25 protein-coding genes are annotated in these 23,316 nt (G+C 65.2%); 15 read left to right on the top strand and 10 right to left on the bottom strand.

All coding sequences use genetic code 11. The features are described from left to right. Nucleotides 1-6: 6 nt before the first annotated feature. Together rpmG and rpmB are read right to left on the bottom strand one after the other, a co-directional pair. The gene (gene rpmG / locus ACNFH5_RS19535) at nucleotides 7-162 is read right to left on the bottom strand and encodes a 50S ribosomal protein L33 (RefSeq protein WP_017520721.1); all 156 of its coding nucleotides are present in this window, start codon (nucleotides 160-162) and stop codon (nucleotides 7-9) included. Between the two features lie 12 nt (nucleotides 163-174). Continuing rightward, nucleotides 175-411, bottom strand: a complete 237-nt coding sequence (gene rpmB, locus ACNFH5_RS19530; protein ID WP_015479545.1) for a 50S ribosomal protein L28 — start codon at nucleotides 409-411, stop codon at nucleotides 175-177. 365 nt (nucleotides 412-776) lie between these two features. On the opposite strand from rpmB, the gene ACNFH5_RS19525 reads away from it, so the two are divergent. Then, nucleotides 777-2,348 carry an ABC transporter substrate-binding protein gene (locus tag ACNFH5_RS19525; protein ID WP_416748741.1) on the top strand — a complete coding sequence of 524 codons (1,572 nt, stop codon included), beginning with the start codon at nucleotides 777-779 and terminating at the stop codon, nucleotides 2,346-2,348. A gap of 4 nt (nucleotides 2,349-2,352) precedes the next feature. Here the strand turns inward: ACNFH5_RS19525 and radC are convergent, their stop codons facing one another. Further along, on the bottom strand, nucleotides 2,353-3,027 hold the full coding sequence (radC, locus tag ACNFH5_RS19520; RefSeq protein WP_416748739.1) for a RadC family protein: 675 nt from the start codon (nucleotides 3,025-3,027) through the stop codon (nucleotides 2,353-2,355). Between the two features lie 141 nt (nucleotides 3,028-3,168). Between radC and coaBC the strand changes: the two genes are divergently transcribed. The 5 genes from coaBC (at nucleotide 3,169) to ACNFH5_RS19495 (ending at nucleotide 9,000) form a co-directional block, all read left to right on the top strand. Continuing rightward, entirely contained in the window at nucleotides 3,169-4,377 is a 1,209-nt protein-coding gene (coaBC, locus tag ACNFH5_RS19515) for a bifunctional phosphopantothenoylcysteine decarboxylase/phosphopantothenate--cysteine ligase CoaBC (RefSeq protein ID WP_416748737.1), read from the top strand. Between the two features lie 7 nt (nucleotides 4,378-4,384). Then, nucleotides 4,385-4,840 (top strand): dUTP diphosphatase, encoded by a 456-nt coding sequence (gene dut / locus ACNFH5_RS19510; protein ID WP_416748735.1) that lies wholly within the window; start codon nucleotides 4,385-4,387, stop codon nucleotides 4,838-4,840. A gap of 40 nt (nucleotides 4,841-4,880) precedes the next feature. Then, a complete protein-coding gene (locus ACNFH5_RS19505; RefSeq protein WP_416748733.1) occupies nucleotides 4,881-7,505 on the top strand; it encodes a phosphomannomutase/phosphoglucomutase in 2,625 nt (874 codons plus the stop codon). Nucleotides 7,506-7,535: 30 nt separating this feature from the next. Beyond that, the gene (argB, locus tag ACNFH5_RS19500) at nucleotides 7,536-8,441 is read left to right on the top strand and encodes an acetylglutamate kinase (RefSeq protein ID WP_024762065.1); all 906 of its coding nucleotides are present in this window, start codon (nucleotides 7,536-7,538) and stop codon (nucleotides 8,439-8,441) included. A gap of 112 nt (nucleotides 8,442-8,553) precedes the next feature. Beyond that, the gene (locus ACNFH5_RS19495) at nucleotides 8,554-9,000 is read left to right on the top strand and encodes an acyl-CoA thioesterase (protein ID WP_416748731.1); all 447 of its coding nucleotides are present in this window, start codon (nucleotides 8,554-8,556) and stop codon (nucleotides 8,998-9,000) included. 16 nt (nucleotides 9,001-9,016) lie between these two features. Here ACNFH5_RS19495 and ACNFH5_RS19490 read toward each other — a convergent pair whose 3' ends face one another. Continuing rightward, nucleotides 9,017-9,634, bottom strand: a complete 618-nt coding sequence (locus ACNFH5_RS19490; protein WP_416748729.1) for a DUF4124 domain-containing protein — start codon at nucleotides 9,632-9,634, stop codon at nucleotides 9,017-9,019. A 20-nt stretch (nucleotides 9,635-9,654) separates the two neighbouring features. Then, on the bottom strand, nucleotides 9,655-10,296 hold the full coding sequence (pyrE, locus tag ACNFH5_RS19485; RefSeq protein ID WP_045217699.1) for an orotate phosphoribosyltransferase: 642 nt from the start codon (nucleotides 10,294-10,296) through the stop codon (nucleotides 9,655-9,657). Nucleotides 10,297-10,377: 81 nt separating this feature from the next. Here pyrE and ACNFH5_RS19480 point away from each other — a divergent pair, with 81 nt between their 5' ends. Next, nucleotides 10,378-11,157: an exodeoxyribonuclease III gene (locus tag ACNFH5_RS19480; RefSeq protein WP_015479555.1), complete on the top strand. Its 780-nt coding sequence runs from the start codon at nucleotides 10,378-10,380 to the stop codon at nucleotides 11,155-11,157. A 76-nt stretch (nucleotides 11,158-11,233) separates the two neighbouring features. On the opposite strand, the gene ACNFH5_RS19475 is transcribed toward ACNFH5_RS19480, so the two are convergent. Both ACNFH5_RS19475 and rph read right to left on the bottom strand, forming a co-directional pair. After that, entirely contained in the window at nucleotides 11,234-11,605 is a 372-nt protein-coding gene (locus ACNFH5_RS19475) for a DUF4870 domain-containing protein (protein ID WP_416748726.1), read from the bottom strand. A gap of 49 nt (nucleotides 11,606-11,654) precedes the next feature. Further along, complete coding sequence (rph, locus tag ACNFH5_RS19470) at nucleotides 11,655-12,374, bottom strand: ribonuclease PH (protein ID WP_015479557.1); 720 nt, start codon at nucleotides 12,372-12,374, stop codon at nucleotides 11,655-11,657. Between the two features lie 165 nt (nucleotides 12,375-12,539). On the opposite strand from rph, the gene ACNFH5_RS19465 reads away from it, so the two are divergent. From ACNFH5_RS19465 to ACNFH5_RS19440, 6 genes are all read left to right on the top strand, one after another. Continuing rightward, the gene (locus tag ACNFH5_RS19465; protein WP_416748724.1) at nucleotides 12,540-13,403 is read left to right on the top strand and encodes a YicC/YloC family endoribonuclease; all 864 of its coding nucleotides are present in this window, start codon (nucleotides 12,540-12,542) and stop codon (nucleotides 13,401-13,403) included. Between the two features lie 46 nt (nucleotides 13,404-13,449). After that, the gene (gene gmk, locus ACNFH5_RS19460) at nucleotides 13,450-14,061 is read left to right on the top strand and encodes a guanylate kinase (protein ID WP_416748722.1); all 612 of its coding nucleotides are present in this window, start codon (nucleotides 13,450-13,452) and stop codon (nucleotides 14,059-14,061) included. 99 nt (nucleotides 14,062-14,160) lie between these two features. Next, the gene (gene rpoZ, locus ACNFH5_RS19455) at nucleotides 14,161-14,427 is read left to right on the top strand and encodes a DNA-directed RNA polymerase subunit omega (RefSeq protein ID WP_045217709.1); all 267 of its coding nucleotides are present in this window, start codon (nucleotides 14,161-14,163) and stop codon (nucleotides 14,425-14,427) included. A 60-nt stretch (nucleotides 14,428-14,487) separates the two neighbouring features. Beyond that, a complete protein-coding gene (spoT, locus tag ACNFH5_RS19450) occupies nucleotides 14,488-16,596 on the top strand; it encodes a bifunctional GTP diphosphokinase/guanosine-3',5'-bis pyrophosphate 3'-pyrophosphohydrolase (RefSeq protein WP_416748720.1) in 2,109 nt (702 codons plus the stop codon). Between the two features lie 20 nt (nucleotides 16,597-16,616). After that, entirely contained in the window at nucleotides 16,617-16,997 is a 381-nt protein-coding gene (locus tag ACNFH5_RS19445) for a RidA family protein (protein ID WP_024762056.1), read from the top strand. A 59-nt stretch (nucleotides 16,998-17,056) separates the two neighbouring features. Then, complete coding sequence (locus tag ACNFH5_RS19440) at nucleotides 17,057-17,791, top strand: hypothetical protein (RefSeq protein WP_416748717.1); 735 nt, start codon at nucleotides 17,057-17,059, stop codon at nucleotides 17,789-17,791. 36 nt (nucleotides 17,792-17,827) lie between these two features. On the opposite strand, the gene ACNFH5_RS19435 is transcribed toward ACNFH5_RS19440, so the two are convergent. The 3 genes from ACNFH5_RS19435 to ACNFH5_RS19425 all read right to left on the bottom strand — a co-directional run bounded on the left by ACNFH5_RS19435 (nucleotide 17,828) and on the right by ACNFH5_RS19425 (nucleotide 20,195). Beyond that, nucleotides 17,828-18,451 (bottom strand): LysE family translocator, encoded by a 624-nt coding sequence (locus tag ACNFH5_RS19435; protein WP_416748715.1) that lies wholly within the window; start codon nucleotides 18,449-18,451, stop codon nucleotides 17,828-17,830. Between the two features lie 66 nt (nucleotides 18,452-18,517). Beyond that, nucleotides 18,518-19,318 carry an AraC family transcriptional regulator gene (locus ACNFH5_RS19430; RefSeq protein ID WP_416748713.1) on the bottom strand — a complete coding sequence of 267 codons (801 nt, stop codon included), beginning with the start codon at nucleotides 19,316-19,318 and terminating at the stop codon, nucleotides 18,518-18,520. 7 nt (nucleotides 19,319-19,325) lie between these two features. After that, nucleotides 19,326-20,195 carry an NAD-dependent epimerase/dehydratase family protein gene (locus ACNFH5_RS19425; RefSeq protein ID WP_416748711.1) on the bottom strand — a complete coding sequence of 290 codons (870 nt, stop codon included), beginning with the start codon at nucleotides 20,193-20,195 and terminating at the stop codon, nucleotides 19,326-19,328. Nucleotides 20,196-20,289: 94 nt separating this feature from the next. Here ACNFH5_RS19425 and ACNFH5_RS19420 point away from each other — a divergent pair, with 94 nt between their 5' ends. Together ACNFH5_RS19420 and recG are read left to right on the top strand one after the other, a co-directional pair. Continuing rightward, on the top strand, nucleotides 20,290-21,222 hold the full coding sequence (locus tag ACNFH5_RS19420; protein WP_416748709.1) for a hydrogen peroxide-inducible genes activator: 933 nt from the start codon (nucleotides 20,290-20,292) through the stop codon (nucleotides 21,220-21,222). Beyond that, nucleotides 21,219-23,294 (top strand): ATP-dependent DNA helicase RecG, encoded by a 2,076-nt coding sequence (recG, locus tag ACNFH5_RS19415; RefSeq protein WP_416748707.1) that lies wholly within the window; start codon nucleotides 21,219-21,221, stop codon nucleotides 23,292-23,294. Before ACNFH5_RS19420 ends, recG begins: the two co-directional genes overlap by 4 nt. The last annotated feature ends 22 nt before the right edge of the window (nucleotides 23,295-23,316 follow it).

Raw genomic sequence — 23,316 nt, 5'->3', positions numbered from 1 at the left:
GATCAATTACTTGATCTTGGCTTCCTTGTAGATCACGTGCTTGCGAACAACCGGATCGTATTTCTTGATCTCGATTTTCTCAGGCTTGGTACGCTTGTTCTTGTCGGTGGTGTAGAAGTGGCCGGTACCGGCGCTGGACACCAAACGGATCAGTTCGCGCATGACTGCAGCTCCTTAGAATTTTTCGCCGCGGGTGCGCAGGTCGTTCAGAACGGCCTCGATACCACGCTTGTCGATGATACGCATGCCTTTGGCGGAAACGCGCAGACGCACGAAGCGCTTCTCGGATTCAACCCAGAAACGGTGGTGCTGCAGGTTCGGCAGGAAACGGCGACGGGTTTTGTTGTGTGCGTGGGAAATGTTGTTCCCGGTAACCGGACCCTTACCGGTCACTTGGCAAACTCTCGACATGGCTCAGCCCTCTGTAAACCACATGCCAAACCCGGCATGGGTTGGCTGCTTAACTCAATAGGATTCTCAGTTTCACCGGGGTCTTAACTGCCGCTTCGCCGCGATCGAGTCGCAGGATCAGGCAGGGCCCCAGAAAAGAGCGCAGCTTTATATCAGAAAGTCACTTCCCGCTGCAAGGGAAAGCATGACTCGGAAAAGCCGACGCCAGCCCCCGTGGGCCGCGGCGCTGGTGCCGTTCGTCGCCTGTCATCGTTGTGACGGGCGGCGGCTTGGTCTAGGGTAGCCCCTTCGAGGTTGCCAACAGCCTTGCATGACCCGCCCAGCCATCGCGGATGGGCATCTTGCCAGCTCACACGGAGTTCGTCATGCGTCTTGCCCTTCTCGCCCTCCTTCTTTCCCCCGCCCTCGCCAGCGCCGCTTCGCTGAGCGTGTGCACCGAGGCCAGCCCTGAAGGCTTCGATGTGGTCCAGTACAACTCGCTGACCACCACTAACGCCTCGGCCGACGTACTGATGAACCGCCTGGTGGACTTCGACGCAGCAAAGGGCGCCGTGGTGCCCAGCCTGGCCGAAAGCTGGAAGGTCTCCGATGACGGCCTGACCTATGACTTCCAGCTGCGCGACGGCGTGGCCTTCCACCACACCGACTACTTCAAGCCCAACCGCGCGCTTGCCGCCGACGACGTGGTATTCAGCTTCCAGCGCATGCTCGACCCGGCCCAGCCCTGGCACAAGGTTGCGCAGAGTGGCTTCCCCCATGCCCAGTCGATGCAGTTGCCGAGCCTGGTAAAGGCCGTGGAAAAGGTCGATGAGCACCATGTGCGCTTCACCCTCAACCACCCGGACGCGACCTTCCTGGCGATGCTCAGTATGGGCTTCGCCTCCATCTACTCCGCCGAGTACGCCGACCAGTTGATGAAGGCCGGTACCCCGGAGAAGCTCAACGCCCAGCCGATCGGCACAGGGCCCTTCGTCTTCAAGCGCTTCCAGAAGGATGCCGTGGTGCGCTACGCCGCCAACGCCGCGTACTTCGGCGGCAAGCCGGCTGTGGATAACCTGGTGTTCGCCATCACCCCGGACGCCAGCGTGCGACTGCAGAAGCTCAAGCGCGGCGAATGCCAGATCGCCCTGTCGCCCAAGCCCCTGGACGTCGAGGCCGCGACCAAGAGCGCCGACCTCAAGGTCGAGCAGACCCCAGCCTTCATGACCGCCTTCGTCGGCATCAACAGCCAGCATCCGCCGCTGGACAACCCCAAGGTGCGCCAGGCAATCAACCTCGCCTTCGACAAGGGCACCTACCTCAAGAGCGTGTTCGCCGGCAGCGCCACTGCTGCCGACGGCGTCTACCCGCCCAACACCTGGAGCTACGCCAAGGACATCCAAGGCTACCCCCGCGACCTGGACAAGGCCCGCGCGCTGCTGGCCGAGGCGGGGCACAAGGACGGCTTCAAGACCACCATCTGGACCCGCCCCTCCGGCAGCCTGCTCAACCCCAACCCCAGCGTCGGCGCGCAACTGCTGCAGGCGGACCTGGCGCAGGTCGGCATCCAGGCCGAGATCCGCGTGATCGAATGGGGCGAGCTGATCCGCCGCGCCAAGGCCGGCGAGCATGACCTGCTGTTCATGGGCTGGGCCGGCGACAACGGCGACCCGGACAACTTCCTCACCCCTCAATTCTCCTGCGCCAGCGTGAAGTCCGGCCTCAACTTCGCCCGTTATTGCGACGAGAAGCTCGACAGCCTGATCAGCCAGGGCAAGGCGGTCGCCGACCAGAGCAAGCGCAGCGCGCTGTACCACCAGGCCCAGCAGATCATCCACGACCAGGCGCTGTGGCTGCCGCTGGCGCACCCGACCGCCTCGGCGCTGACCCGCCAGAACGTCAAGGGCTACGTGGTAAACCCCTTTGGCCGCCAGGACTTCTCGAAGGTACAGCTGTAGCGCGCTACAGCATCCCCAGCTCGGCCATTGATTGCGGCTCGCCGTCACCGACGATGAAGTGATCCAGAACGCGCACGTCGATCAGCGCCAGCGCGTCGACGATGCGCCGGGTCAGCAGGTGATCGGAATGACTCGGCTCGCAGATGCCTGAAGGATGGTTGTGCGTGAGGATCAGCGCGGCCGCGTTGTACGCCAGGGCGCGCTTGACGATCTGCCGGGGATGGACGCTGGCGCTGTCGATGGAGCCGTGGAACAGCACTTCGAAACCCAGCACCCGGTGGCGGCTGTCGAGGAACAGGCAGGCGAAGACCTCATGGGGCTCATGGCGCAGCCGCGCCTTGAGAAAGTCGCGCACCGCCTGGGGGCTTTCCAGCGCGGAATCGCGGCTGATCTGCTCGGCCAGGTGACGCCGGGCGATCTCCAGAACGGCCTGAAGCTGCACGAACTTGGCGACGCCCAGGCCCAGGTGGCTGCAGAAGGAATCGAGGTCGGCCTCCAGCAAGGCGCGCAGGCTGCCGAACTCACTCAGCAGGCGTCGGGCCAGGTCGACGGCACTGCAGCCGACCACGCCGGTGCGCAGGAAGATGGCGAGCAACTCGGCGTCACTCAGGCTCGCCGCGCCGCGCTCGAGGAGCTTTTCCCGCGGGCGTTCCGCCGCGGGCCAGTCACGAATGCTCAAGGGATCTCCAGGTCTTGCCCGCCCGCTGTTCCCACGCAGGCGCTGTGCTATCTTAGCCCCCTCGCTGCGCGCAGCCGGAGGCCTGGGGAGGCGTCATCGGCTTCAGCGCGCGTCATCCATTTCCGTATTTAAGGCTGGCCTATGCAGCGGCTCTATCGTAAACGCATCGTTCTGGGCGTCGGCGGCGGTATCGCCGCCTACAAGAGCGCCGAACTGGTCCGCCGGTTGCGCGACCAGGGCGCCGAGGTGCGTGTCGTGATGACCCAGGGCGGCCGCGAGTTCATCACCCCGCTCACCCTTCAGGCCCTTTCCGGGCACCCGGTGCACCTGGACCTGCTCGACCCCGCCGCCGAAGCGGCCATGGGGCACATCGAGCTGGCCCGCTGGGCTGACCTGGTACTGATCGCCCCCGCTACCGCCGACCTCATGGCGCGCCTGGCCCAGGGCGTGGCCAACGACCTGCTGACCACCCTGGTGCTCGCCACCGACGCGCAGGTCGCACTCGCGCCGGCAATGAACCAGGCCATGTGGCGCGACCCGGCCACCCAAGTGAATGCCGAGTTGCTGCGGTCGCGCGGCCTGCACTTCTTCGGCCCCGCCGCCGGCAGCCAGGCCTGTGGCGACGTCGGCCCGGGGCGCATGCTCGAAGCCGAGGAGCTGGCGCAACTGGCCGCCGACTGCTTCGAGTTCAAGGCCCTGACCGGCCAGCACATCCTGATCACCGCCGGTCCGACCCAGGAAAACATCGACCCGGTGCGCTACATCACCAACCACAGCTCCGGGAAGATGGGCTTCGCCCTTGCCGAAGCGGCCGCCGAGGCCGGTGCCCGCGTGACCCTGGTGACCGGGCCTGTGCACCTGCCGACCCCGGACCGGGTCAGCCGCGTCGACGTAGTCAGCGCGCGCGACATGCTCGCCGCCTGCGAAGCAGCGATGCCGGCGGACATCCTGATCGCCTCCGCCGCCGTGGCCGATTACCGCCCGGAACTGGTAGCAGCGCAGAAACTCAAGAAAGATCCCACCAAGGGTGACGGCCTGCTCTTGCAGCTGGTGCGCAATCCCGACATTCTCGCCACCCTCTCGCTGCGCGAGGACCGGCCCTTCAGCGTCGGCTTCGCCGCGGAGACCGAGAACCTGCTCGAGTACGCCTCGCGCAAGCTCAAGGACAAGAATCTCGACCTGATCGTCGCCAATGACGTGGCCAATCCGTCCATCGGCTTCAATAGTGAAGAGAACGCCATCACGGTCATCGACCGCGAATTGCACAAGACTGCGTTCGCCCAGACCAGCAAGGGCAAGATCGCCCGCCAGCTGATCGCCTTCATCGCCGAACGCATCAATCAACACTGAGAACTCAATGCATTCCCTGCAAGCCAAGATCCTCGACTCCCGCCTGGGCAGCGAATTTCCGCTGCCGCAGTACGCCACCCCGGGTTCCGCCGGCCTCGACCTGCGCGCCATGCTCAAGGAGGACTGCGTCCTCGAGCCGGGCCAGACCGTGCTGATCCCCACCGGCCTGTCCATCTACGTCGCCGATCCGGGCCTGGCCGCACTGATCCTTCCGCGCTCGGGCCTGGGCCACAAGCACGGCATCGTGCTGGGCAACCTGGTTGGCCTGATCGACTCGGACTACCAGGGTGAGCTGATGGTCTCCTGCTGGAACCGCGGCCAGACGGCTTTCAAGATCGCCATCGGCGAGCGCATCGCCCAGCTGGTGCTGGTGCCGGTGGTGCAGGCGCATTTCGAGCTGGTCGAGAGCTTCGACGAGAGCCAGCGCGGTGCCGGCGGCTTCGGTCACTCCGGCAGCCATTGACCCTTACCCATTTCAGGATGAATCGCCGAGGAGACGTTGCATGAAACTTTTCCAACGCACTGCCAAGGACAGCGCCGAGCTGCCGGAACTCGTACCGGCGGAGAAGCCCGTCAAGGGAACGGCTCCCAGGGTCGACCTCAAGCCGCTGCTGCCATCCCTCGTCCTTACCGTGGGCGGCGTGGCTGCAGCCGGCGCGCTGCTGTGGTTCAGCCTGTTCGGCCAGGCCGACCAGGCGCACGTCAGCCAGCTGAGCAGCGCCTGGTCGGAAAGCCAGGCAGGCGCACTGCGCCAGTCTCTCAATCTGCTGGCCGCGGACAGCCGCGCCATGGCGGGCGACCCGCAGTTGCTGCCGACCCTGCAAAGCAATGATCCGACACGCATCGCCGCACTGGAGAAAGCGCTGACCCAGGGCCACCTGGACGGGCTGATCGACGTTCACCTGAACGCCAATGGCCAGGCCGTGCAGGACACCTCCCGCCCCGGTCCGCTGAACTATGCGGCGCTGGACATGCTGCACCGCGTTGAAAGCGGCCAGGCCGTGGCGCCGGAAGCCTACAAGGTGGGCACCCGCTGGCTGGTCTACAGCCCCACTGCCCTGCGCGCGGCGGATAACTCGATCCAGGGCTCGCTGTTGCTGGTCGTCGATCTGCAACGCCTGCTCGGCAACCTGCCGCCGATGTCCGCCGATATCGGCCAACTGCAGCTTTCCCAGCAGTTCGGCAACTCGCCCGCCCAGGTTCTGCTGCAGCGTGGCCAGGCCAGCAATACCGCCGCCGCGGAACTGCCCAGTGGCAATCCGAACTGGAAACTGAGCTTCACCCCCGGCCCGACCGTCACCGGCCAGCTGTACTCGCCGGCCCTGCTGGGCATCGCCGCGCTGCTGGCACTAGTGGGCGGCCTGCTGGGCCTCTATCTTGCGCAAAGTGCGATGCAGCGCCGGATCAGCAAAGATGCCCAGGCCCTGGGACAGTTCATTCAGGAACTCGCCGGCCAACGCACTGCCAAAGCACCTGAGCTGAGCCTGCCGAGTCTGCAGGCACTGGCCCAGGCGCTGGCTCGCCAGCCGCGCCGCAAGACCGAAACACCCGGTGCCAGCGCCCCCGCCGCGCCTGCAGCGCCCGTCCAGCCGACTCCGGCTGCCGCCGTTGCAAGCGCCCCGACCGCTGCCGCCGAATCACCATTGGTCGATCCGCTATTCCAGAACACCGACATTCTGGACATCGACATTCTTGATGAAGACCAGGATCTCCTGGGATTGGAGCACCCCCCTGCTATGAGCACGCCTAAAGCCCCGCAACTGCCCGCCAGCATCTTCCGCGCCTACGACATCCGTGGCGTGGTTGGCGATACCCTGACCACTGAAACCGCCTACTGGGTCGGCCGCGCGATCGGCTCCGAAAGCCTGGCGCGCGGCGAGCCGTGCGTCTCCGTTGGCCGCGACGGTCGCCTGTCCGGCCCGGAACTGGTCCAGCACCTGATCCAGGGCCTGCTCGACTGCGGCTGCCAGGTCACCGACGTGGGCATGGTGCCAACCCCGGTCCTCTACTACGCGGCCAACGTGCTGGAAGGCAAATCCGGCGTGATGCTCACCGGTAGCCACAACCCGCCGGACTACAACGGCTTCAAGATCGTCGTCGCCGGCGAGACCCTGGCCAACGAACAGATCCAAGCCCTGCGCGAGCGCATCCAGAACGGCGACCTCGCTTCCGGCGTGGGCAGCGTGCAGCAGGTAGACATCCTGCCGCGCTACTTCCAGCAGATTCGCGATGACATCGCCCTGGCCAAGCCGCTGAAAGTGGTGGTGGACTGCGGCAACGGCGTGGCCGGCGTGATCGCCCCGCAACTGATCGAAGCCCTGGGCTGCACCGTCATCCCGCTGTACTGCGACGTCGACGGCACCTTCCCCAACCACCATCCGGACCCGGGCAAGCCCGAGAACCTGGAAGACCTGATCGCCAAGGTGAAGGAAACCGGCGCCGACCTGGGCCTGGCCTTCGACGGCGACGGCGACCGCGTAGGCGTGGTGACCAACGAAGGCACCATCATCTACCCCGACCGCCTGCTTATGCTGTTCGCCAAGGACGTGGTATCGCGCAACCCGGGCGCCGACATCATCTTCGACGTCAAATGCACCCGTCGCCTGATCTCGCTGATCAGCGGCTACGGCGGCCGTCCGGTGATGTGGAAAACCGGCCACTCGCTGATCAAGAAGAAGATGAAGGAAACCGGCGCCCTGCTCGCCGGCGAGATGAGCGGCCACATCTTCTTCAAGGAGCGCTGGTACGGCTTCGACGACGGCATCTACAGCGCCGCGCGCCTGCTGGAAATCATCAGCCTGGACAAGCGCGATGCCGAGCGCGTGTTCTCCGCGTTCCCGATGGACATCTCCACCCCGGAAATCAACATCACCGTCACCGACGAGGGCAAGTTCGCCCTGATCGAGGCGCTGCAGGCCCGCGGTCAGTGGGGTGAAGCCAACCTCACCACCCTTGACGGCGTGCGTGTGGATTACCCCAAAGGCTGGGGCCTGGTTCGTGCGTCCAACACCACTCCGGTGCTGGTCCTGCGTTTCGAGGCGGATTCCCAGGACGAACTGGAACGCATCAAGGAAGTGTTCCGCACCCAGCTGAAAGCGGTCGATCCCGCCCTCAGCCTGCCCTTCTGACCCTCAAGTAAGACTATGCCGGAGCCCACCATGACCCAGAGCCGCGATGACGCCGCCCAGGTTGCCCGCGTCCTTGCCGAAGCCCTGCCCTATATCCGCCGCTTCGTCGGCAAGACGCTGGTGATCAAGTACGGCGGCAACGCCATGGAAACGGACGAGCTGAAGAACAGCTTCGCTCGCGACGTGGTGCTGATGAAAGCCGTCGGCATCAACCCGGTGGTGGTCCATGGTGGTGGTCCGCAGATCGGCGACCTGCTCAGCCGCCTGTCGATCGAAAGCCACTTCATCGATGGCATGCGCGTCACTGACGCGCAAACCATGGACGTGGTGGAGATGGTTCTCGGCGGCCAGGTGAACAAGGACATCGTCAACCTGATCAACCGTCATGGCGGCAGCGCCATCGGCCTGACCGGCAAGGACGCCGAGCTGATCCGCGCGAAGAAGCTCACCGTCACCCGCCAGACGCCGGAGATGACCAAGCCGGAAATCATCGACATCGGCCACGTGGGCGAAGTCACCGGGGTCAATGTCGACCTGCTGAACATGCTGGTGCAGGGCGACTTCATTCCGGTCATCGCACCGATCGGCGTGGGCGCCAACGGCGAGTCCTACAACATCAACGCCGACCTGGTCGCCGGCAAGGTGGCCGAAGCGCTGAAGGCCGAGAAGCTGATGCTGCTCACCAACATCGCCGGCCTGATGGACAAGCAGGGCCAGGTGCTCACCGGCCTGACCACCGAGCAGGTCAACGAGTTGATCGCCGACGGCACCATCTACGGCGGCATGCTGCCGAAGATCCGCTGCGCCCTGGAAGCGGTGCAGGGCGGCGTAACCAGCGCGCACATCATCGATGGCCGAGTGCCCAACGCCGTGCTGCTGGAGATCTTCACCGACAGCGGTGTCGGTACGCTGATCACCAACCGCAAACAGCGCTGATCGAAAACGACACCCGCCTGGAGCGATCCACGCGGGTGTTTTTCCGCCTGTTCGAAGCTGCTTCCGCCGCATGGATGTTCTGCCTCGAACAGGTCTTCAGGAGCTTCCTGACATGGCCGCGTCCCCCGTTTCCCGCAACGACTTCAGTTTCTTCCACGGCTTGCGCGTGCGCTGGTCGGAAGTGGACCCGCAAGGGATCGTCTTCAACGGCAATTACCTGACCTACGCCGACGTCGCCACTACCGAGTACTACCGCCACCTGGGCGTGAGTTACCCGGCCGACCTGCTGCGCGGCGGCGGCGATCTGTTCGCGGTGAAGACCACCCTGGAATACCTGGCGCCAGCGCGCTTCGACGACTGGCTGGAGATGGGCGTGCGCGTCAGCCGGCTGGGCCGCAGCAGCCTGACCTTCCAGGTATCGATCTGGTGTGAGGAAACCCCGCTGACGCTGGGGGAGCTGATCTACGCCTACGCCGGCGAGGATCGGACGAGCCAGCCCCTGCCGGACTGGCTGCGCGGGAAGATCAACGAATTCGAGCGCGTCTCGCCACAACAGTAAGCGCCAACAGGGCGGCTCAGTTGCCCACCAACTGGGCGACGCGGGCGCGGTCCTCGCCGAAGCTGCTCACGGCTTGCGTGCGCAACTGCTGATAGCGCGCAATGTCCTGCAGCAGGCGCTGCTCGTCATCGCGCAGGTTGCCCAACTGGGTGACCAGTTCGGCCGGCACCTGGCGCCCGGCGCGCTCCTGGTCGGCGGCACGGGCCTGCAGGTTGGCCTGCTGCATCTTCAACGACTGCAGGTTGCCCTTGGCAACGCTGGTCAACCCATCGAGCTCGGACAGCTTGCGGTCGCGGGCACGGTCGACGTCTTCGACGCTGGTGTACATGCGCATCAGCTGCTGATCGGAACTGGCGCGGGCGGCGTCCGCCTTGCGCTGTTCGATCTCGGCAGCGGTCGGCGCCGGCGGCACCTCGCGGATCACCCGGCCCTGCTCGTTGAGCACCTGGTAACCCTTGCCGATGTACTGCGGCGGCACGCCCAGGCGGTCGATGACGGTGATGCCCTTGTCATTGACGTAGCGGTACATCTCCACCTGACTGGTGGGCTGACCGGCAGCCGCCGCCTGGCCTGCGAGCATGGCTCCCAGAAGCCCCATCAACACCCTGTAGCGGTAAGCACCCTGCTTGGCCATGCCCGAGATCCTGGTTGCGGTTAGATACCGTACTGCGCTCGATACGCCTCGACAGCCGCAAGATGCTGCTTGAGCTGCCCGTCACCGGCCAGATACTCCAGCACTTGTTCCAGCGAGACAATGCTTACGACCGGAATCGAAAAGTCCCGTTCAACTTCCTGGATTGCCGACAGCTCGCCCTTGCCGCGTTCCTGGCGGTTCAGTGCGATCAGTACGCCGGCGGCCTGGGCACCCTGGGCGTCGATGATCTGCATGACCTCGCGGATCGCGGTGCCAGCGGTGATCACGTCATCGATGATCAGCGCGCGGCCGGTCAGCGGGGCGCCGACCAGCGTGCCGCCTTCGCCGTGGTCCTTGGCTTCCTTGCGGTTGAAGCACCAGGGCAGGTCGCGGCCGTGCTGTTCCGCCAGCGCAATGGCTGTAGCGGCCGCCAGCGGTATTCCTTTATAGGCCGGGCCGAACAACACGTCGAAAGGTATGCCGCTGTCGACCACCGCGCTGGCGTAGAAACGACCCAGCTGGGACAGCGCAACGCCGGTGTTGAACAGGCCGGCATTGAAGAAGTACGGGCTGGTGCGCCCGGACTTGAGGGTGAATTCGCCGAAACGAAGAACGCCGCGCTCGATGGCGAAGCGGATGAAATCGCGTTGATATGGCTGCATGGGAGAGAACCGGCCGGTATGAATTTAGCTAAACCGTTTGAGCTCGGGTATCATACACACACGTGATTTTGGGGGCCATTTATGCGGATCATCAGTGTGAACGTGAATGGTATTCAGGCTGCAGCCGAGCGTGGTTTGCTCAGTTGGCTGCAAGCCCAGAATGCCGACGTGATCTGCTTGCAGGATACCCGCGCCTCCGCTTTCGATCTGGATGACCCGTCCTACCAACTGGATGGCTACTTCCTGTACGCCTGCGATGCCGAAGTGCCCAGTCAGGGCGGCGTCGCAATCTATAGTCGTCTGCAACCCAAGGCTGTCATAAGCGGCCTGGGTTTCGAGATGGCCGATCGTTACGGGCGCTACCTGCAAGCCGATTTCGATAAGGTGAGTATCGCCACTCTCCTGCTGCCTACCGGGCAGGAAGGGGACGAGAACCTGAACCACAAGTTCAAGTTCATGGACGATTTCGCCCAGTACATGAACAAGCAGCGCCGCAAGCGCCGCGAATACATCTATTGCGGCTCGCTGTACGTCGCGCATCAGAAGCTGGACGTGAAGAACTGGCGCGAATGCCAGCAATCGCCGGGCTTCATGGCGCCGGAGCGGGGCTGGATGGATGAGATCTTCGGCACCATGGGTTATGTCGACGCCCTGCGCGAGGTCAACCGCGAAGGCGACCAGTACAGCTGGTGGCCGGAAAGCGAACAGGCCGAGTTGCTCAACCTGGGCTGGCGTTTCGACTATCAGATCCTCACGCCGGGTCTGCGCCGCTTCGTGCGCAGCGCCAAGCTGCCGCGCCAGCCGCGCTTCTCGCAGCATGCGCCGCTGATCGTGGACTACGACTGGACCCTGAGCATCTGAGTCCCGTAGCGCCGCCGCAAGGCGGACAGAAAAAAGCCGGCTTGATGCCGGCTTTTTCGTGCCTGGAATTCTTCGGCTACTTGATCGGGCGCCAGGTGAAGGGATAGCGGTAATCCAGCCCTTCGTTGGCCTTGATCCCGGCGATGATGGTCAATACCAGCGCGCCGATGCTCACCAGGCCCAGCAGGAAGAAGCCGATCACCACCAGCATCAGCAGGAAGCTGACCACCACCGCGAGGCTCACGGTGATCTGGAAGTTCAGCGCTTCCTTGCCCTGGCGGTCCACGAACGGGTCCGATTCACGCTTGATCTGCCAGACGATCAGCGGCCCGAGCAGATTGCCAAAGGGAAAGATGAAGCCAAGGAAGGCGGCGAAGTGGCAAAACATCGCCCACTGCCGGGCTTCCTGGCTCGGCTGAACCTGCTGTACCGGTACTTCGTCGCTCATCCTTTCGCTCCTTGCACTTGATGGTCGGGCGGATTCGCCGCCCGTCAGATCAGTCCGCCAGCGCAGCGCGCTGCAGTTCGAACAGTTCGCGCAGGCCCTGCTGCGCCAGTTCCAGCATGGCATTCAGCTCAGCCGGCTGGAAGGGCGCGCCCTCGGCGGTGCCCTGGACTTCGATGAAGCCACCGGCATCGGTCATGACCACGTTCAGGTCGGTCTCGGCGGCGGAGTCTTCCAGGTAGTCCAGGTCCAGAACCGGCTCGCCCTGGTACATGCCCACGGAAACGGCGGCGACCATCTGCTTGAGCGGGTTGCCCTTGAGTGCGCCGCGCTTCTTCAGCACGGCCAGCGCGTCGATCAGCGCCACGGTGGCGCCGGTGATCGAAGCGGTGCGGGTGCCGCCGTCGGCCTGGATCACATCACAGTCGATGTACAGGGTGTTCTCGCCCAGCTTGCTCAGGTCCAGCGCAGCGCGCAGCGAGCGGCCGATCAGGCGCTGGATTTCCAGGGTACGGCCACCCTGCTTGCCGCGTGCGGCTTCGCGCTGGTTACGCTCACCGGTGGAACGCGGCAGCATGCCGTACTCGGCGGTCAGCCAGCCCTGGCCCTGGCCCTTGAGGAAGCGCGGCACACCGGATTCGGCGCTGACGGTGCAGATCACCTTGGTGTCGCCGAACTCGACCAGCACGGAGCCCTCGGCATGCTTGGTGTAATGGCGGGTGATACGGATCGGGCGCAGTTGGTCGGCGGCGCGGCCACTGGGACGGTTCATGGAGGCATCCTGTACAGATTACTGGCGGGGGAATGTCCGCCATTATAGAGGCCAGCGGACGGGCGCAACCACCGCCGGCGTGCTGCTGAGCGCCACGCTGGGGTACAATTACCGGTTTCCGACGACCTGTCGGACGTTTCCCAGCCCTTTCAGAGAGGTACCTCCATGGTCCACAGCATGACCGCTTTCGCCCGCGTCGAGCGCGCCGGCACCCATGGAACCCTCAGCTGGGAGCTGCGCTCGGTCAACCACCGCTACCTTGAACCCAATCTGCGCCTGCCCGAAGCCTTCCGCGACCTTGAAGGCGCGGTGCGCGAAGCCCTGCGCCAGGGCCTGTCGCGCGGCAAGGTGGAATGCACCCTGCGCTTCAACGAGGAAAACGCCGGCAAGGCGCTGCAAGTTGACCGCGAGCGCGCTGCGCAACTGGTCGCCGCCGCCGAGACCGTCGCCAGCCTGATCCAGCAACCGGCCCCGCTCGACCCACTGGCCGTGCTGGCCTGGCCGGGCGTACTGGTGGGCGATGCCGCCGATCCGCAAGCGCTCAATGCCAGTGCCCTGGCCGCCTTCAACCAGGCATTGGACGAACTCAAGGCCGGCCGCGCCCGTGAAGGCGCGGAACTGGCGAAGATCATCGACGAGCGCCTGAGCGCCATGCAGGAGGAAGTGGTCAACCTGCGCGAGCTGGTGCCGCAAATGCTCGCCAACCAGCGCCAGAAGATCCTCGACCGCTTCACCGAGATGAAGGCCGAGCTCGACCCGCAGCGCCTGGAGCAGGAAATGGTCCTGCTGGCGCAGAAGAGCGATGTCGCCGAGGAACTGGACCGCCTGACTACTCACGTCACCGAAGTGCGCCGCGTGCTCAAGGCTGGCGGCGCCGCCGGCCGACGCCTGGACTTCCTGATGCAGGAACTCAACCGCGAGGCCAACACTCTAGGTTCGAAGGCTTTCGACCCGCGCTCCACCCAGGCTGCGGTCAACCTCAAGGTCCTGGTCGAGCAGATGCGCGAACAGGTTCAGAATATCGAGTAAGCCGGACGCATCCGGCCCCAATCCACCGCAACTCCAGGAAAGCGCCATGTCCGGCACCCTGTACATCGTTTCCGCGCCGTCGGGCGCCGGCAAGACCAGCCTGGTCAAGGCCCTGCTCGACGCCATGCCCAGCGTGCGCGTCTCCGTCTCCCACACCACCCGCGGCATGCGTCCGGGCGAAGTGGACGGGGTGAACTACCACTTCGTCGGCCACGACACCTTCCGGGCCATGCTCGAGCGCAACGAATTCCTCGAGCACGCGCAAGTCTTCGACAACCTCTATGGCACCTCCCAGCGCTGGGTCGAGAAGACCCTCGCAGAAGGCAACGACCTGATCCTGGAGATCGACTGGCAGGGTGCGCAGCAGGTGCGCCGGCTGATGCCCCAGGCGCAGTCGATCTTCATCCTGCCACCGACCCAGGAAGCCCTGCGCCAGCGCCTGACCAACCGCGGCCAGGACAGCGACGAGGTGATCGAGCGGCGCATGCAGGAAGCCGTCAGCGAAATGAGCCATTATGTGGAATACGATCACCTGGTGATCAATGATGATTTCGCCCACGCTCTGGAAGATCTCAAGGCGATTTTCCGCGCCCGCCAGCTGCGCCAGGATGCCCAGCAGCAGCGCCACACCGATCTGCTGCAGCGCTTGCTGGCCTGAAGTAGCCGAGAGAAGGCACTTCCATAAAGATTGGCGATTTTTTAAACTACTCAGTCCGCCCGGCTTTCTCCGGGCTTCCATTTAGCAACGAGGAACACCATGGCCCGCGTCACCGTTGAAGACTGCCTGGACAACGTCGATAACCGTTTCGAGCTGGTCATGCTCGCCACCAAGCGTTCGCGCCAACTGGCTACCGGCGGCAAAGAGCCCAAGGTACCGTGGGAAAACGACAAGCCCACCGTCGTTGCTCTGCGCGAAATCGCTTCCGGCCTGATTGACAATGAAATCGTTCTGCTGGAGGACGTGGTTGAAGAAGAACCGCTGTTCGCTGCTTTCGAAGACGAGGCCAACAACGAGGCCCTGTAAGTCGATGTCGGGCCGACGAATCGGCGCGCCGCGACTGGCCGCTCGGCAGGAGGCAACTCCATGCCGAGCATAGATGCCTTCGCCGACCGTCTTTCGAGCTACCTCGGCCCGGACCAGGTCAATCTGGTTCGTCGCGCCTACTACTACGCCGAGCAGGCCCATGACGGGCAGCGCCGCCGCAGCGGCGAGGCATACGTCACGCACCCGCTCGCCGTCGCCAACATCCTCGCCGACATGCACATGGACCATCAGAGCCTGATGGCGGCCATGCTGCACGATGTGATCGAGGACACCGGCATCGCCAAGGAAGCGCTCACCGCGCAGTTCGGCGAAACCGTCTCGGAACTCGTGGACGGGGTCAGCAAACTGACCCAGATGAACTTCGAGTCCAAGGCCGAGGCGCAGGCCGAAAACTTCCAGAAGATGGCCATGGCCATGGCGCGCGATATCCGCGTGATCCTGGTGAAGCTGGCCGACCGCCTGCACAACATGCGCACGCTGGAAGTGCTGTCCGGCGAGAAGCGCCGGCGCATCGCCAAGGAAACCCTGGAAATCTACGCGCCCATCGCCAACCGGCTGGGCATGCACAGCATGCGCGTGGAATTCGAGGACCTGGGCTTCAAGGCCATGCACCCGATGCGCTCCGAGCGCATCCGCCAGGCGGTGAAGAAGGCCCGTGGCAACCGCCGCGAGATCGTCGGCAAGATCCAGGAATCGCTGGTCAACTGCCTCGCCCGCGAAGGCATGGAAGGCCAGGTCCTGGGCCGCGAGAAGCACCTGTTCAGCATCTACAAGAAGATGCGCGGCAAGCGCAAGGCGTTCAACGAGATCATGGACGTCTACGCCTTCCGCATCATCGTCGACAAGGTCGACACCTGCTACCGCGTGCTCGGCGCCGTGCACAACCTGTACAAGCCGTTCCCCGGTCGCTTCAAGGATTACATCGCGATTCCCAAGGCCAACGGCTACCAGTCGTTGCACACCACGCTGTTCGGCATGCACGGCGTGCCCATCGAGATCCAGATCCGCACCCGCGAGATGGAAGAGATGGCCAACCACGGCATCGCCGCGCACTGGCTGTACAAGTCCAGTGAGGAAGAAGCGCAGAAAGGTACCCACGCCCGCGCCCGCCAGTGGGTGAAGGGCATCCTCGAACTGCAGCAGCGCGCCGGTAACTCGCTGGAATTCATCGAGAACGTGAAGATCGACCTGTTCCCGGACGAGGTCTACGTCTTCACGCCCAAGGGCCGCATCATGGAGCTGCCCAAGGGTTCCACGGCGGTCGACTTCGCCTACGCGGTGCACACCGACGTCGGCAACAGCTGCATCGCCTGCCGCATCAACCGCCGCCTGGCACCGCTGTCCGAACCGCTGCAAAGCGGCGCGACAGTGGAGATCGTCACGGCGCCGGGCACCCGGCCGAACCCGGCCTGGCTCAACTTCGTGGTCACCGGCAAGGCCCGCACGCACATTCGCCATGCGCTGAAGCTGCAGCGCCGTTCCGAGTCGATCAACCTCGGCGAGCGTCTGCTGAACAAGACCCTGGCCGGTTTCGACAGCCACCTGGAAAAAATCCCGCAGGAGCGCATCCAGGGCGTGCTCGCCGAATACCGCATGGAAGTCTTCGAGGACCTGCTCGAAGAGATCGGCCTGGGCAACCGCATGGCCTACGTGGTCGCGCGCCGCCTGCTCTCCAGCGAAGGCGAGGAAGCGCCCAGCGCCGAAGGCCCGCTGGCGATCCGCGGTACCGAAGGCCTGGTGCTCAGCTACGCGAAGTGCTGCACGCCAATCCCGGGCGACCCGATCGTCGGCCACCTGTCCGCCGGCAAGGGCATGGTCGTGCACCTGGAAAACTGCCGGAACATCAGCGAAATCCGCCACAACCCGGAAAAATGCATCCAGCTCAGCTGGGCCAAGGATGTCACCGGCGAATTCAACGTCGAGCTGCGCGTCGAGCTGGAACACCAGCGCGGCCTGATCGCCCTGCTGGCGACCAGCGTCAACGCCGCCGACGGCAACATCGAGAAGATCAGCATGGACGAGCGCGACGGTCGCATCAGCGTGGTCCAGCTCGTCGTCAGCGTGCATGACCGTGTGCACCTGGCCCGCGTCATCAAGAAGCTGCGCGCGCTCAAGGGCGTGATCCGCATCACCCGCATGCGCAGCTGATCCCACCCTAAGGAGTCGACATGACCAAGACCGTTATCCACACCGACAAAGCCCCGGCCGCCATCGGCACCTACTCCCAGGCGATCAAGGCTGGCAACACTGTCTACGTTTCCGGTCAGATCCCGCTGGACCCGAAAACCATGGAGCTGGTCGAGGGCTTCGAAGAGCAGACCGTCCAGGTCTTCGAGAACCTGAAAGCCGTGATCGAGGCGTCCGGTGGCTACCTGCACGACGTGGCCAAGCTGAACATCTTCCTCACCGACCTGTCGCACTTCGCCAAGGTCAACGAGATCATGGGCAAGTACTTCACCCAGCCCTACCCGGCCCGTGCCGCCATCGGCGTCGCCGCCCTGCCCAAAGGCGCGCAGGTCGAGATGGACGCCATCGTCGTCCTGGAATAAGCACCACCTGTGAATACGGGGCCCCAGCGGCCCCGTTCTCTTGTCCGCAAGGAGCAAACATGCGTCGCGCCCTGATCCTGAGCGCCCTGATCGGCCTGCTCACCGGCTGCGCCGGCACCCCGTCCGACCCTTCTGGCGTCTGGGTCAACCAGGCCGCCATCGATGCCGCCGGCAAGGGTGGCAAACTGCGCGAGGCGTTGCTGGCCTACGGCCCGAACCTGGAATGGAAGCTGGACACCAAGGCCAGCCAGGCCACCTTCAGCAACGGCTTCGAGCTCGGCGAAGGCCAGCTTAGCGCTGAAGGTCCCAAGCACTACCGTGTCGACTTCTACGGCAGCAACCAGGAATCCCTGGAGCTGGATGGCAAGGAACTGGTGCAGGTCGGCAGCGACAACTGGCCCGAGCAGCGCTTCCTGCGCCCCAAAGAGCAGCCCGCCGCCCAAGCATCGGCCGGCAGCACCTTCCAGAACGCCCTGTACGCGGCCTACCTCAACGGTACCTGGATCATCGAGGAAGGCGAGGGCAAGGGCAGCAAGGTCAAGTTCCTGTCCAACGGCAGCCTCGAAGGCATGCCCGGCTTCGACCGCTATGCGCTGTGCCTGGCCGGCGACTGCGCGGCCATGAGCGGCGACAACGACAGCATCTGGCTGCAACAGGGCCAGCAAGGCCGCGAGTACCTGTTCGAGCGTGACGGCGACAAGCTGGAGCTGTTCGAGGCGGTGAATCGCGCCCAGGCCGACGAAATGCCCAGCTACGCGCCAGGCAACAAGGTCTGGACCCTGGAGCGCGACTGATCTGCGCAAGCGGGCTGGCCGGCGCGTTTGAGCGCGTCAGTGCAGCCCGCTCCATAGCAGCCAGCCACCCAGCGCCAGCAGCAGACCGCCGCAGAGGCGGTCCAGCGCCGTGACCCGGCGCTTGAGCCAGCCACGCCAGCGCGGGCGATCCAGCAGGCGCACCAGCAACAGGTCCCACAACAGCACCACCGCCCCCATCCACAGTACGCACACGCCCAGCGCCCAGCCCGGCAGGTGGAACTGGCCGAGCACGCCGAACAAGCCGGTGTAGAAGATCGGCAGCTTGGGGTTCAGGCTGCTGGCGAGCAGGCCCTCGCGCATGCCCCGCAGGAAACCTCCACTCCGCTGCCGGCCCAGCTCCGTGGGAATCTCCAGCTCCCGCCGCGCCAGCACGGCCTGCGCGCCCAGCCAGACGAAGTACGCGCCGCCCAGCAGTTGCACCACACGCAGCCCGTGGCTCGCCACTTCCGGCAGCAGGCCGAGGACGAACAGCACCAGCAGCATGCTCGCCAGGTTGGCCAGGGCAATACCCATCGCACAACCATCGGCATGGCGCCGACCGCGCAGCAGCGCGGCGCGAATCAGCAGGAAGAAATCCGGCCCCGGCGACAGCAGGGCGGCGAAGTGAGTGCTGGCGACCAGCGCGAAGGCGGCGAACATGGTGATCTCCCGAATGCGGTATCGCGCAGTCTGGAGAGGCCGGCCGGCGGCAGTCTTGGAAGAAACTCAGGTCCGCGTGGCGTGCAGGAAACGTCCGGGAGTGACGCCGGTAAAGCGGCGGAAGGTGCCGGAAAAATGCGCCTGGTCGTAAAAGCCCAGCGCCAGTGCGACGTCCAGCGGCTTCTCGCCGGCCACCAGCAGGCGCTTGGCCTCGCGGATGCGCCGTTGCAGCAGGTAGGTATGCGGCGGCACGCCGTAGGCGTTGCGGAAGGCTTCGATCAGGTGGCGCGGGTGGCGCTGCAATAGCGCGGCGAGCTCTTCGAGGCTGACCGCCTCGCGGTAATTCGCTTCCAGATAATCCCGCAGCCTGGCGGGAACGCTGCCATCGCGCGATGCGCAAGCATTCGGGCGCATACCGCCGTGGCGAACGAACACCAACTCCAGCAGCGCCAGCAACTCGCTTTCCAGCGCCAGCGCGTCGTTGCGCTCGAACTCCGTTGTCACGCGCCGCAGCGCTTCCGCTACTTGCCCGTCGTCATTCGGATTCAATGCCTGGAAACCGCGCGGCAACTGCTTGCGCCCCAGCAGTGGCAGCAGTCGCGATTCTTCGATGTAGAGCATGCGGTAGACCAGACGCTCGGATTCGGCGTTGCCGGTATGCGGCTCCTCCGGGTTCATCAGCGACAGGGTTCCCGCGGGCAGCACATGGTGCGCGCCACGGCACTGGTAGCCGCCAGCGCCGTGCAGGATAGCGCCGATGGCGAAGGCATCGTGACTGTGACGGCCGAACGGCTGCCCGGAGAAGTCCGCATGGAACAACTCCACTCCCGGCAACCAGGGGCGCACCAGCAGCCGGTTGGCGTCCATCAGACCTTTAGTCCTGTTTGCCGGCGAGGATTGCCGCGTAGCCTTCGCGGAAGCTCGGGTAGCGCGGCTCCCACCCCAACGCGCGGGCGCGGGCGTTGCTGCAGCGTTTGCTGCCAGCGCGGCGCACGGTCTGTTCTTCGGACCATTGGGTGACGCCCAGTTGCTCGCGCAACCAGCCGACTACCTCATGCAGCGCTGCCGGGTCGTTATCGACACCGAGGTAGCAGTCTTCCAGCTCAACGCCGCTGCGGTCGGCCTCCAGCAGGTGCGCCAGCAGGCCGGCACAGTCTTCGGCGTGAATGCGGTTGGCATACAACGGCGGCTCGCTGGCCACGCGATAGCCATCGCGTACCTGCTTGAGCAACCACTCGCGGCCAGGGCCATAGATACCGGTGAGGCGCACGACGCTGGCGGGAATGCCGCTGTGCAGCGCCACCTGCTCGGCCTCGAGCATCACGCTCCCGGAGTAGCTTTCGGCTTCTGCGGGCGAATTTTCGTCAATCCACTCACCCGCGCGCTGGGCGTACACCCCACTGCTGGAAACGAACAGCAGACGCTTGGGAGTTTGTCCGCGCTGCTGCAACCAGCCGAGCGTATTGCGCAGGCCTTCGACGTACGCGGCGCGATAGCCGGCTTCGTCGTGCTGGGACGCGGCGGCGCAGTACACCAGGTAATCGAGCTTGCCGATCGGCCAGGAGTCGGGGCACTCCAACTGGCCCAGATCGCCCGCCACTGGCAGCACCTCCAGCGGCAGCGCGGCAACGTTGCGGCGCAGGCCATGGACGCGCCAGTCACGCGCCGCCAGTTGGCGTGCCAGGCGACTGCCGACATCACCGCAACCGACGATCATCAGGCTGGGGAAGGTGCTCTTGCTCATGCTTGGCTCCGCGAATCAAAGCTCGGCAGTTTAGCGCGGTTGGTTCGCGGCGGTGCAGCCGCTATGCTTGGGCCACCTCAACGGATTCCATGCCATGACCCTTACCGAACTGCGCTACATCGTCACGCTTGCCCAGGAGCAACACTTCGGACGCGCCGCAGAGCGCTGCCATGTCAGCCAGCCGACGCTGTCGGTGGGCGTGAAGAAACTGGAAGACGAGCTCGGCGTACTGATCTTCGAGCGCAGCAAGAGTGCGGTGCGCCTGACCCCGGTCGGCGAAGGCATCGTGGCGCAGGCACAGAAGGTGCTGGAGCAGGCCCAGGGCATCCGCGAACTGGCCCAGGCCGGCAAGAACCAGCTGACCTCGCCGCTCAAGGTCGGCGCCATCTACACCATCGGCCCGTACCTGTTCCCGCACCTGATCCCGCAGTTGCACCGGGTCGCCCCGCAGATGCCGCTGTACATCGAGGAAAACTTTACCCACATCCTGCGCGACAAGCTGCGCACCGGCGAGCTGGACGCGATCATCATCGCCCTGCCGTTCCAGGAAGCCGACGTGCTGACCCTGCAGCTGTTCGACGAACCCTTCTACGTGCTGATGCCGGCGGACCACGCCTGGACCGCGAAGAAGACCATCGACCCGGAGCTGCTCAACGACAAGAGCCTGCTGCTGCTCGGCGAGGGCCACTGCTTCCGCGACCAGGTACTCGAAGCCTGCCCGACCACCCACAAGGGCAGCGAGAACAAGCACACCACGGTGGAATCCAGCTCGCTGGAAACCATCCGCCACATGGTTGCCTCCGGCCTGGGCGTGTCGGTGCTGCCGTTCTCCGCCGTGGATAGCCACCACTACGCGCCGGGTGTGCTGGAAGTGCGCCCGTTCAGCGCGCCGGTCCCCTTCCGCACCGTCGCCATCGCCTGGCGCGCCAGCTTCCCGCGGCCGCGCGCCATCGAGGTGCTGGCCGACTCGATCCGCCTGTGCTCGGTCGCCAAGCCGACCGTCAAGGGTGAAGCCGAGCCGGCATGACCGATCTGTCTAACGTCCCGGTCACCGCGCTCAAGGGCGTGGGCGCCGCGCTGGAAGAAAAGCTGGCGAAGGTCGGCCTGGAGAACCTCCAGGACATCCTCTTCCACCTGCCCCTGCGCTACCAGGACCGCACCCGCATCACCCCCATCGGCGCACTGCGGCCGGGACAGGATGCAGTGGTCGAAGGCGTGGTCTCCGGCGCCGACGTGGTGATGGGCAAGCGCCGCAGCCTGCTGGTGCGTCTGCAGGACGGCACTGGCGTGCTGAGCCTGCGCTTCTATCACTTCAGCCAGGCGCAGAAGGAAAACCTCAAGCGCGGCACGCACCTGCGCTGCTACGGCGAGGCACGTCCCGGTGCGTCGGGCCTGGAGATCTACCACCCCGAATACCGCTCGCTCACCGATGCCGCCGCGGCGCCGGTGGAGCAGACACTCACGCCGATCTACCCGACCACGGAAGGTCTCACCCAGCAGCGCCTGCGCCAGCTCAGCGAGCAGACCCTGGCGCGCCTGGGCCCGACGAGCCTCCCGGACTGGCTGCCGGCGGAGTTGGCGCGCGACTACCGCCTGGGCCCGCTGGACGAAGCCATCCGCTACCTGCACCGGCCACCACCGGACGCCGACCTGGAAGAACTCGCCGAAGGCCGCCACTGGGCGCAGCATCGTCTCGCCTTCGAAGAATTGCTGACCCACCAGCTGTCGCTGCAACGCCTGCGCGAGAGCGTACGCTCCCAGGCCGCGCCACAACTGCCGCCAGCCAAACGCTTGCCGGCCTTGTACCTGAAGAACCTCGGCTTCAAGCCCACCGGTGCACAGCAGCGCGTCGGCGCGGAAATCGCCTACGACCTCGCCCAGCCCGAACCCATGCTGCGCCTGGTGCAGGGCGACGTGGGCGCCGGCAAGACCGTGGTCGCCGCCCTCGCCGCTCTTCAAGCGCTGGAAGCCGGCTACCAGGTAGCGCTGATGGCGCCGACGGAAATCCTCGCCGAACAGCACTTCCTCAATTTCACCAAGTGGCTGCAGCCGCTGGGCATCGAAGTCGCCTGGCTGGCCGGCAAGCTCAAGGGCAAGGCCCGCGCCAGCGCGCTGGAACAGATCGCCGGCGGCGCGCCAATGATTGTCGGCACCCACGCGCTGTTCCAGGACGAGGTGAAGTTCAAGCGCCTGGCCCTGGTGATCATCGACGAGCAGCACCGCTTCGGCGTGCAGCAGCGCCTTGCCCTGCGCCAGAAAGGCGTCGACGGCCGCCTCTGCCCGCACCAACTGATCATGACCGCCACGCCCATCCCGCGGACCCTGGCGATGAGCGCCTATGCCGACCTGGATACCTCGATCCTCGACGAGCTGCCGCCCGGCCGTACCCCGGTGAACACCGTGCTGGTGGCCGATAGCCGCCGCATCGAAGTGATCGAACGGGTGCGCGCCGCCTGCGCGGAGGGCCGCCAGGCCTACTGGGTGTGCACGCTGATCGAGGAATCCGAAGAACTCACCTGCCAGGCCGCCGAGACCACCTACGAGGAGCTCTCCTCGGCGCTGGGCGAACTGCGCGTCGGCCTGATCCACGGACGCATGAAGCCGGCGGACAAGGCCGTGGTCATGGAAGCCTTCAAGGAAGGCATGCTGCAATTGCTGGTAGCGACGACGGTGATCGAGGTCGGCGTGGACGTACCCAACTCCAGCCTGATGATCATCGAGAACCCCGAGCGCCTGGGCCTGGCCCAGTTGCACCAGCTGCGCGGCCGCGTCGGCCGGGGCAGCGCGGCGAGCCACTGCGTGCTGCTCTACCACCCGCCGCTGTCGCAGATCGGCCGCGAGCGCCTGGGAATCATGCGCGAGACCTGCGACGGCTTCGTCATCGCCGAGAAAGACCTGGAGCTGCGCGGTCCCGGCGAGATGCTCGGCACCCGCCAGACCGGCCTGCTGCAATTCAAGGTGGCTGACCTGATGCGCGACGCCGACCTGCTGCCAGCAGTGCGCGATGCCGCCCAGGCCCTGCTGGCGCACTGGCCGCAATCGGTCAGCCCGTTGCTGGCACGCTGGCTGAGACACGGGCAGCAATACGGACAAGTGTGATCTATTTCACTTTCATCGGTCA

Origin of the sequence: Pseudomonas sp. NY15435 (assembly GCF_048068295.1) — a bacterium.
Classification (GTDB): Bacteria; Pseudomonadota; Gammaproteobacteria; order Pseudomonadales; family Pseudomonadaceae; genus Pseudomonas.
Note: the sequence above shows the minus strand (reverse complement) of the source record. Positions and strands in the feature narration are given on the sequence as shown.

Coding starts and splice junctions, on each gene's coding strand:
- ACNFH5_RS19490 (WP_416748729.1), bottom strand. CDS start 9,634: ATGGCCAAGCAGGGTGCTTACCGCTACAGGGTGTTGATGGGGCTTCTG.
- gmk (WP_416748722.1), top strand. CDS start 13,450: ATGTCCGGCACCCTGTACATCGTTTCCGCGCCGTCGGGCGCCGGCAAG.
- ACNFH5_RS19445 (WP_024762056.1), top strand. CDS start 16,617: ATGACCAAGACCGTTATCCACACCGACAAAGCCCCGGCCGCCATCGGC.
- spoT (WP_416748720.1), top strand. CDS start 14,488: ATGCCGAGCATAGATGCCTTCGCCGACCGTCTTTCGAGCTACCTCGGC.
- ACNFH5_RS19525 (WP_416748741.1), top strand. CDS start 777: ATGCGTCTTGCCCTTCTCGCCCTCCTTCTTTCCCCCGCCCTCGCCAGC.
- ACNFH5_RS19430 (WP_416748713.1), bottom strand. CDS start 19,318: ATGGACGCCAACCGGCTGCTGGTGCGCCCCTGGTTGCCGGGAGTGGAG.
- ACNFH5_RS19480 (WP_015479555.1), top strand. CDS start 10,378: ATGCGGATCATCAGTGTGAACGTGAATGGTATTCAGGCTGCAGCCGAG.
- coaBC (WP_416748737.1), top strand. CDS start 3,169: ATGCAGCGGCTCTATCGTAAACGCATCGTTCTGGGCGTCGGCGGCGGT.
- ACNFH5_RS19435 (WP_416748715.1), bottom strand. CDS start 18,451: ATGTTCGCCGCCTTCGCGCTGGTCGCCAGCACTCACTTCGCCGCCCTG.
- rph (WP_015479557.1), bottom strand. CDS start 12,374: ATGAACCGTCCCAGTGGCCGCGCCGCCGACCAACTGCGCCCGATCCGT.
- dut (WP_416748735.1), top strand. CDS start 4,385: ATGCATTCCCTGCAAGCCAAGATCCTCGACTCCCGCCTGGGCAGCGAA.
- rpmG (WP_017520721.1), bottom strand. CDS start 162: ATGCGCGAACTGATCCGTTTGGTGTCCAGCGCCGGTACCGGCCACTTC.
- pyrE (WP_045217699.1), bottom strand. CDS start 10,296: ATGCAGCCATATCAACGCGATTTCATCCGCTTCGCCATCGAGCGCGGC.
- ACNFH5_RS19440 (WP_416748717.1), top strand. CDS start 17,057: ATGCGTCGCGCCCTGATCCTGAGCGCCCTGATCGGCCTGCTCACCGGC.
- ACNFH5_RS19475 (WP_416748726.1), bottom strand. CDS start 11,605: ATGAGCGACGAAGTACCGGTACAGCAGGTTCAGCCGAGCCAGGAAGCC.
- ACNFH5_RS19425 (WP_416748711.1), bottom strand. CDS start 20,195: ATGAGCAAGAGCACCTTCCCCAGCCTGATGATCGTCGGTTGCGGTGAT.
- argB (WP_024762065.1), top strand. CDS start 7,536: ATGACCCAGAGCCGCGATGACGCCGCCCAGGTTGCCCGCGTCCTTGCC.
- ACNFH5_RS19495 (WP_416748731.1), top strand. CDS start 8,554: ATGGCCGCGTCCCCCGTTTCCCGCAACGACTTCAGTTTCTTCCACGGC.
- recG (WP_416748707.1), top strand. CDS start 21,219: ATGACCGATCTGTCTAACGTCCCGGTCACCGCGCTCAAGGGCGTGGGC.
- rpoZ (WP_045217709.1), top strand. CDS start 14,161: ATGGCCCGCGTCACCGTTGAAGACTGCCTGGACAACGTCGATAACCGT.
- ACNFH5_RS19505 (WP_416748733.1), top strand. CDS start 4,881: ATGAAACTTTTCCAACGCACTGCCAAGGACAGCGCCGAGCTGCCGGAA.
- ACNFH5_RS19420 (WP_416748709.1), top strand. CDS start 20,290: ATGACCCTTACCGAACTGCGCTACATCGTCACGCTTGCCCAGGAGCAA.
- rpmB (WP_015479545.1), bottom strand. CDS start 411: ATGTCGAGAGTTTGCCAAGTGACCGGTAAGGGTCCGGTTACCGGGAAC.
- ACNFH5_RS19465 (WP_416748724.1), top strand. CDS start 12,540: ATGGTCCACAGCATGACCGCTTTCGCCCGCGTCGAGCGCGCCGGCACC.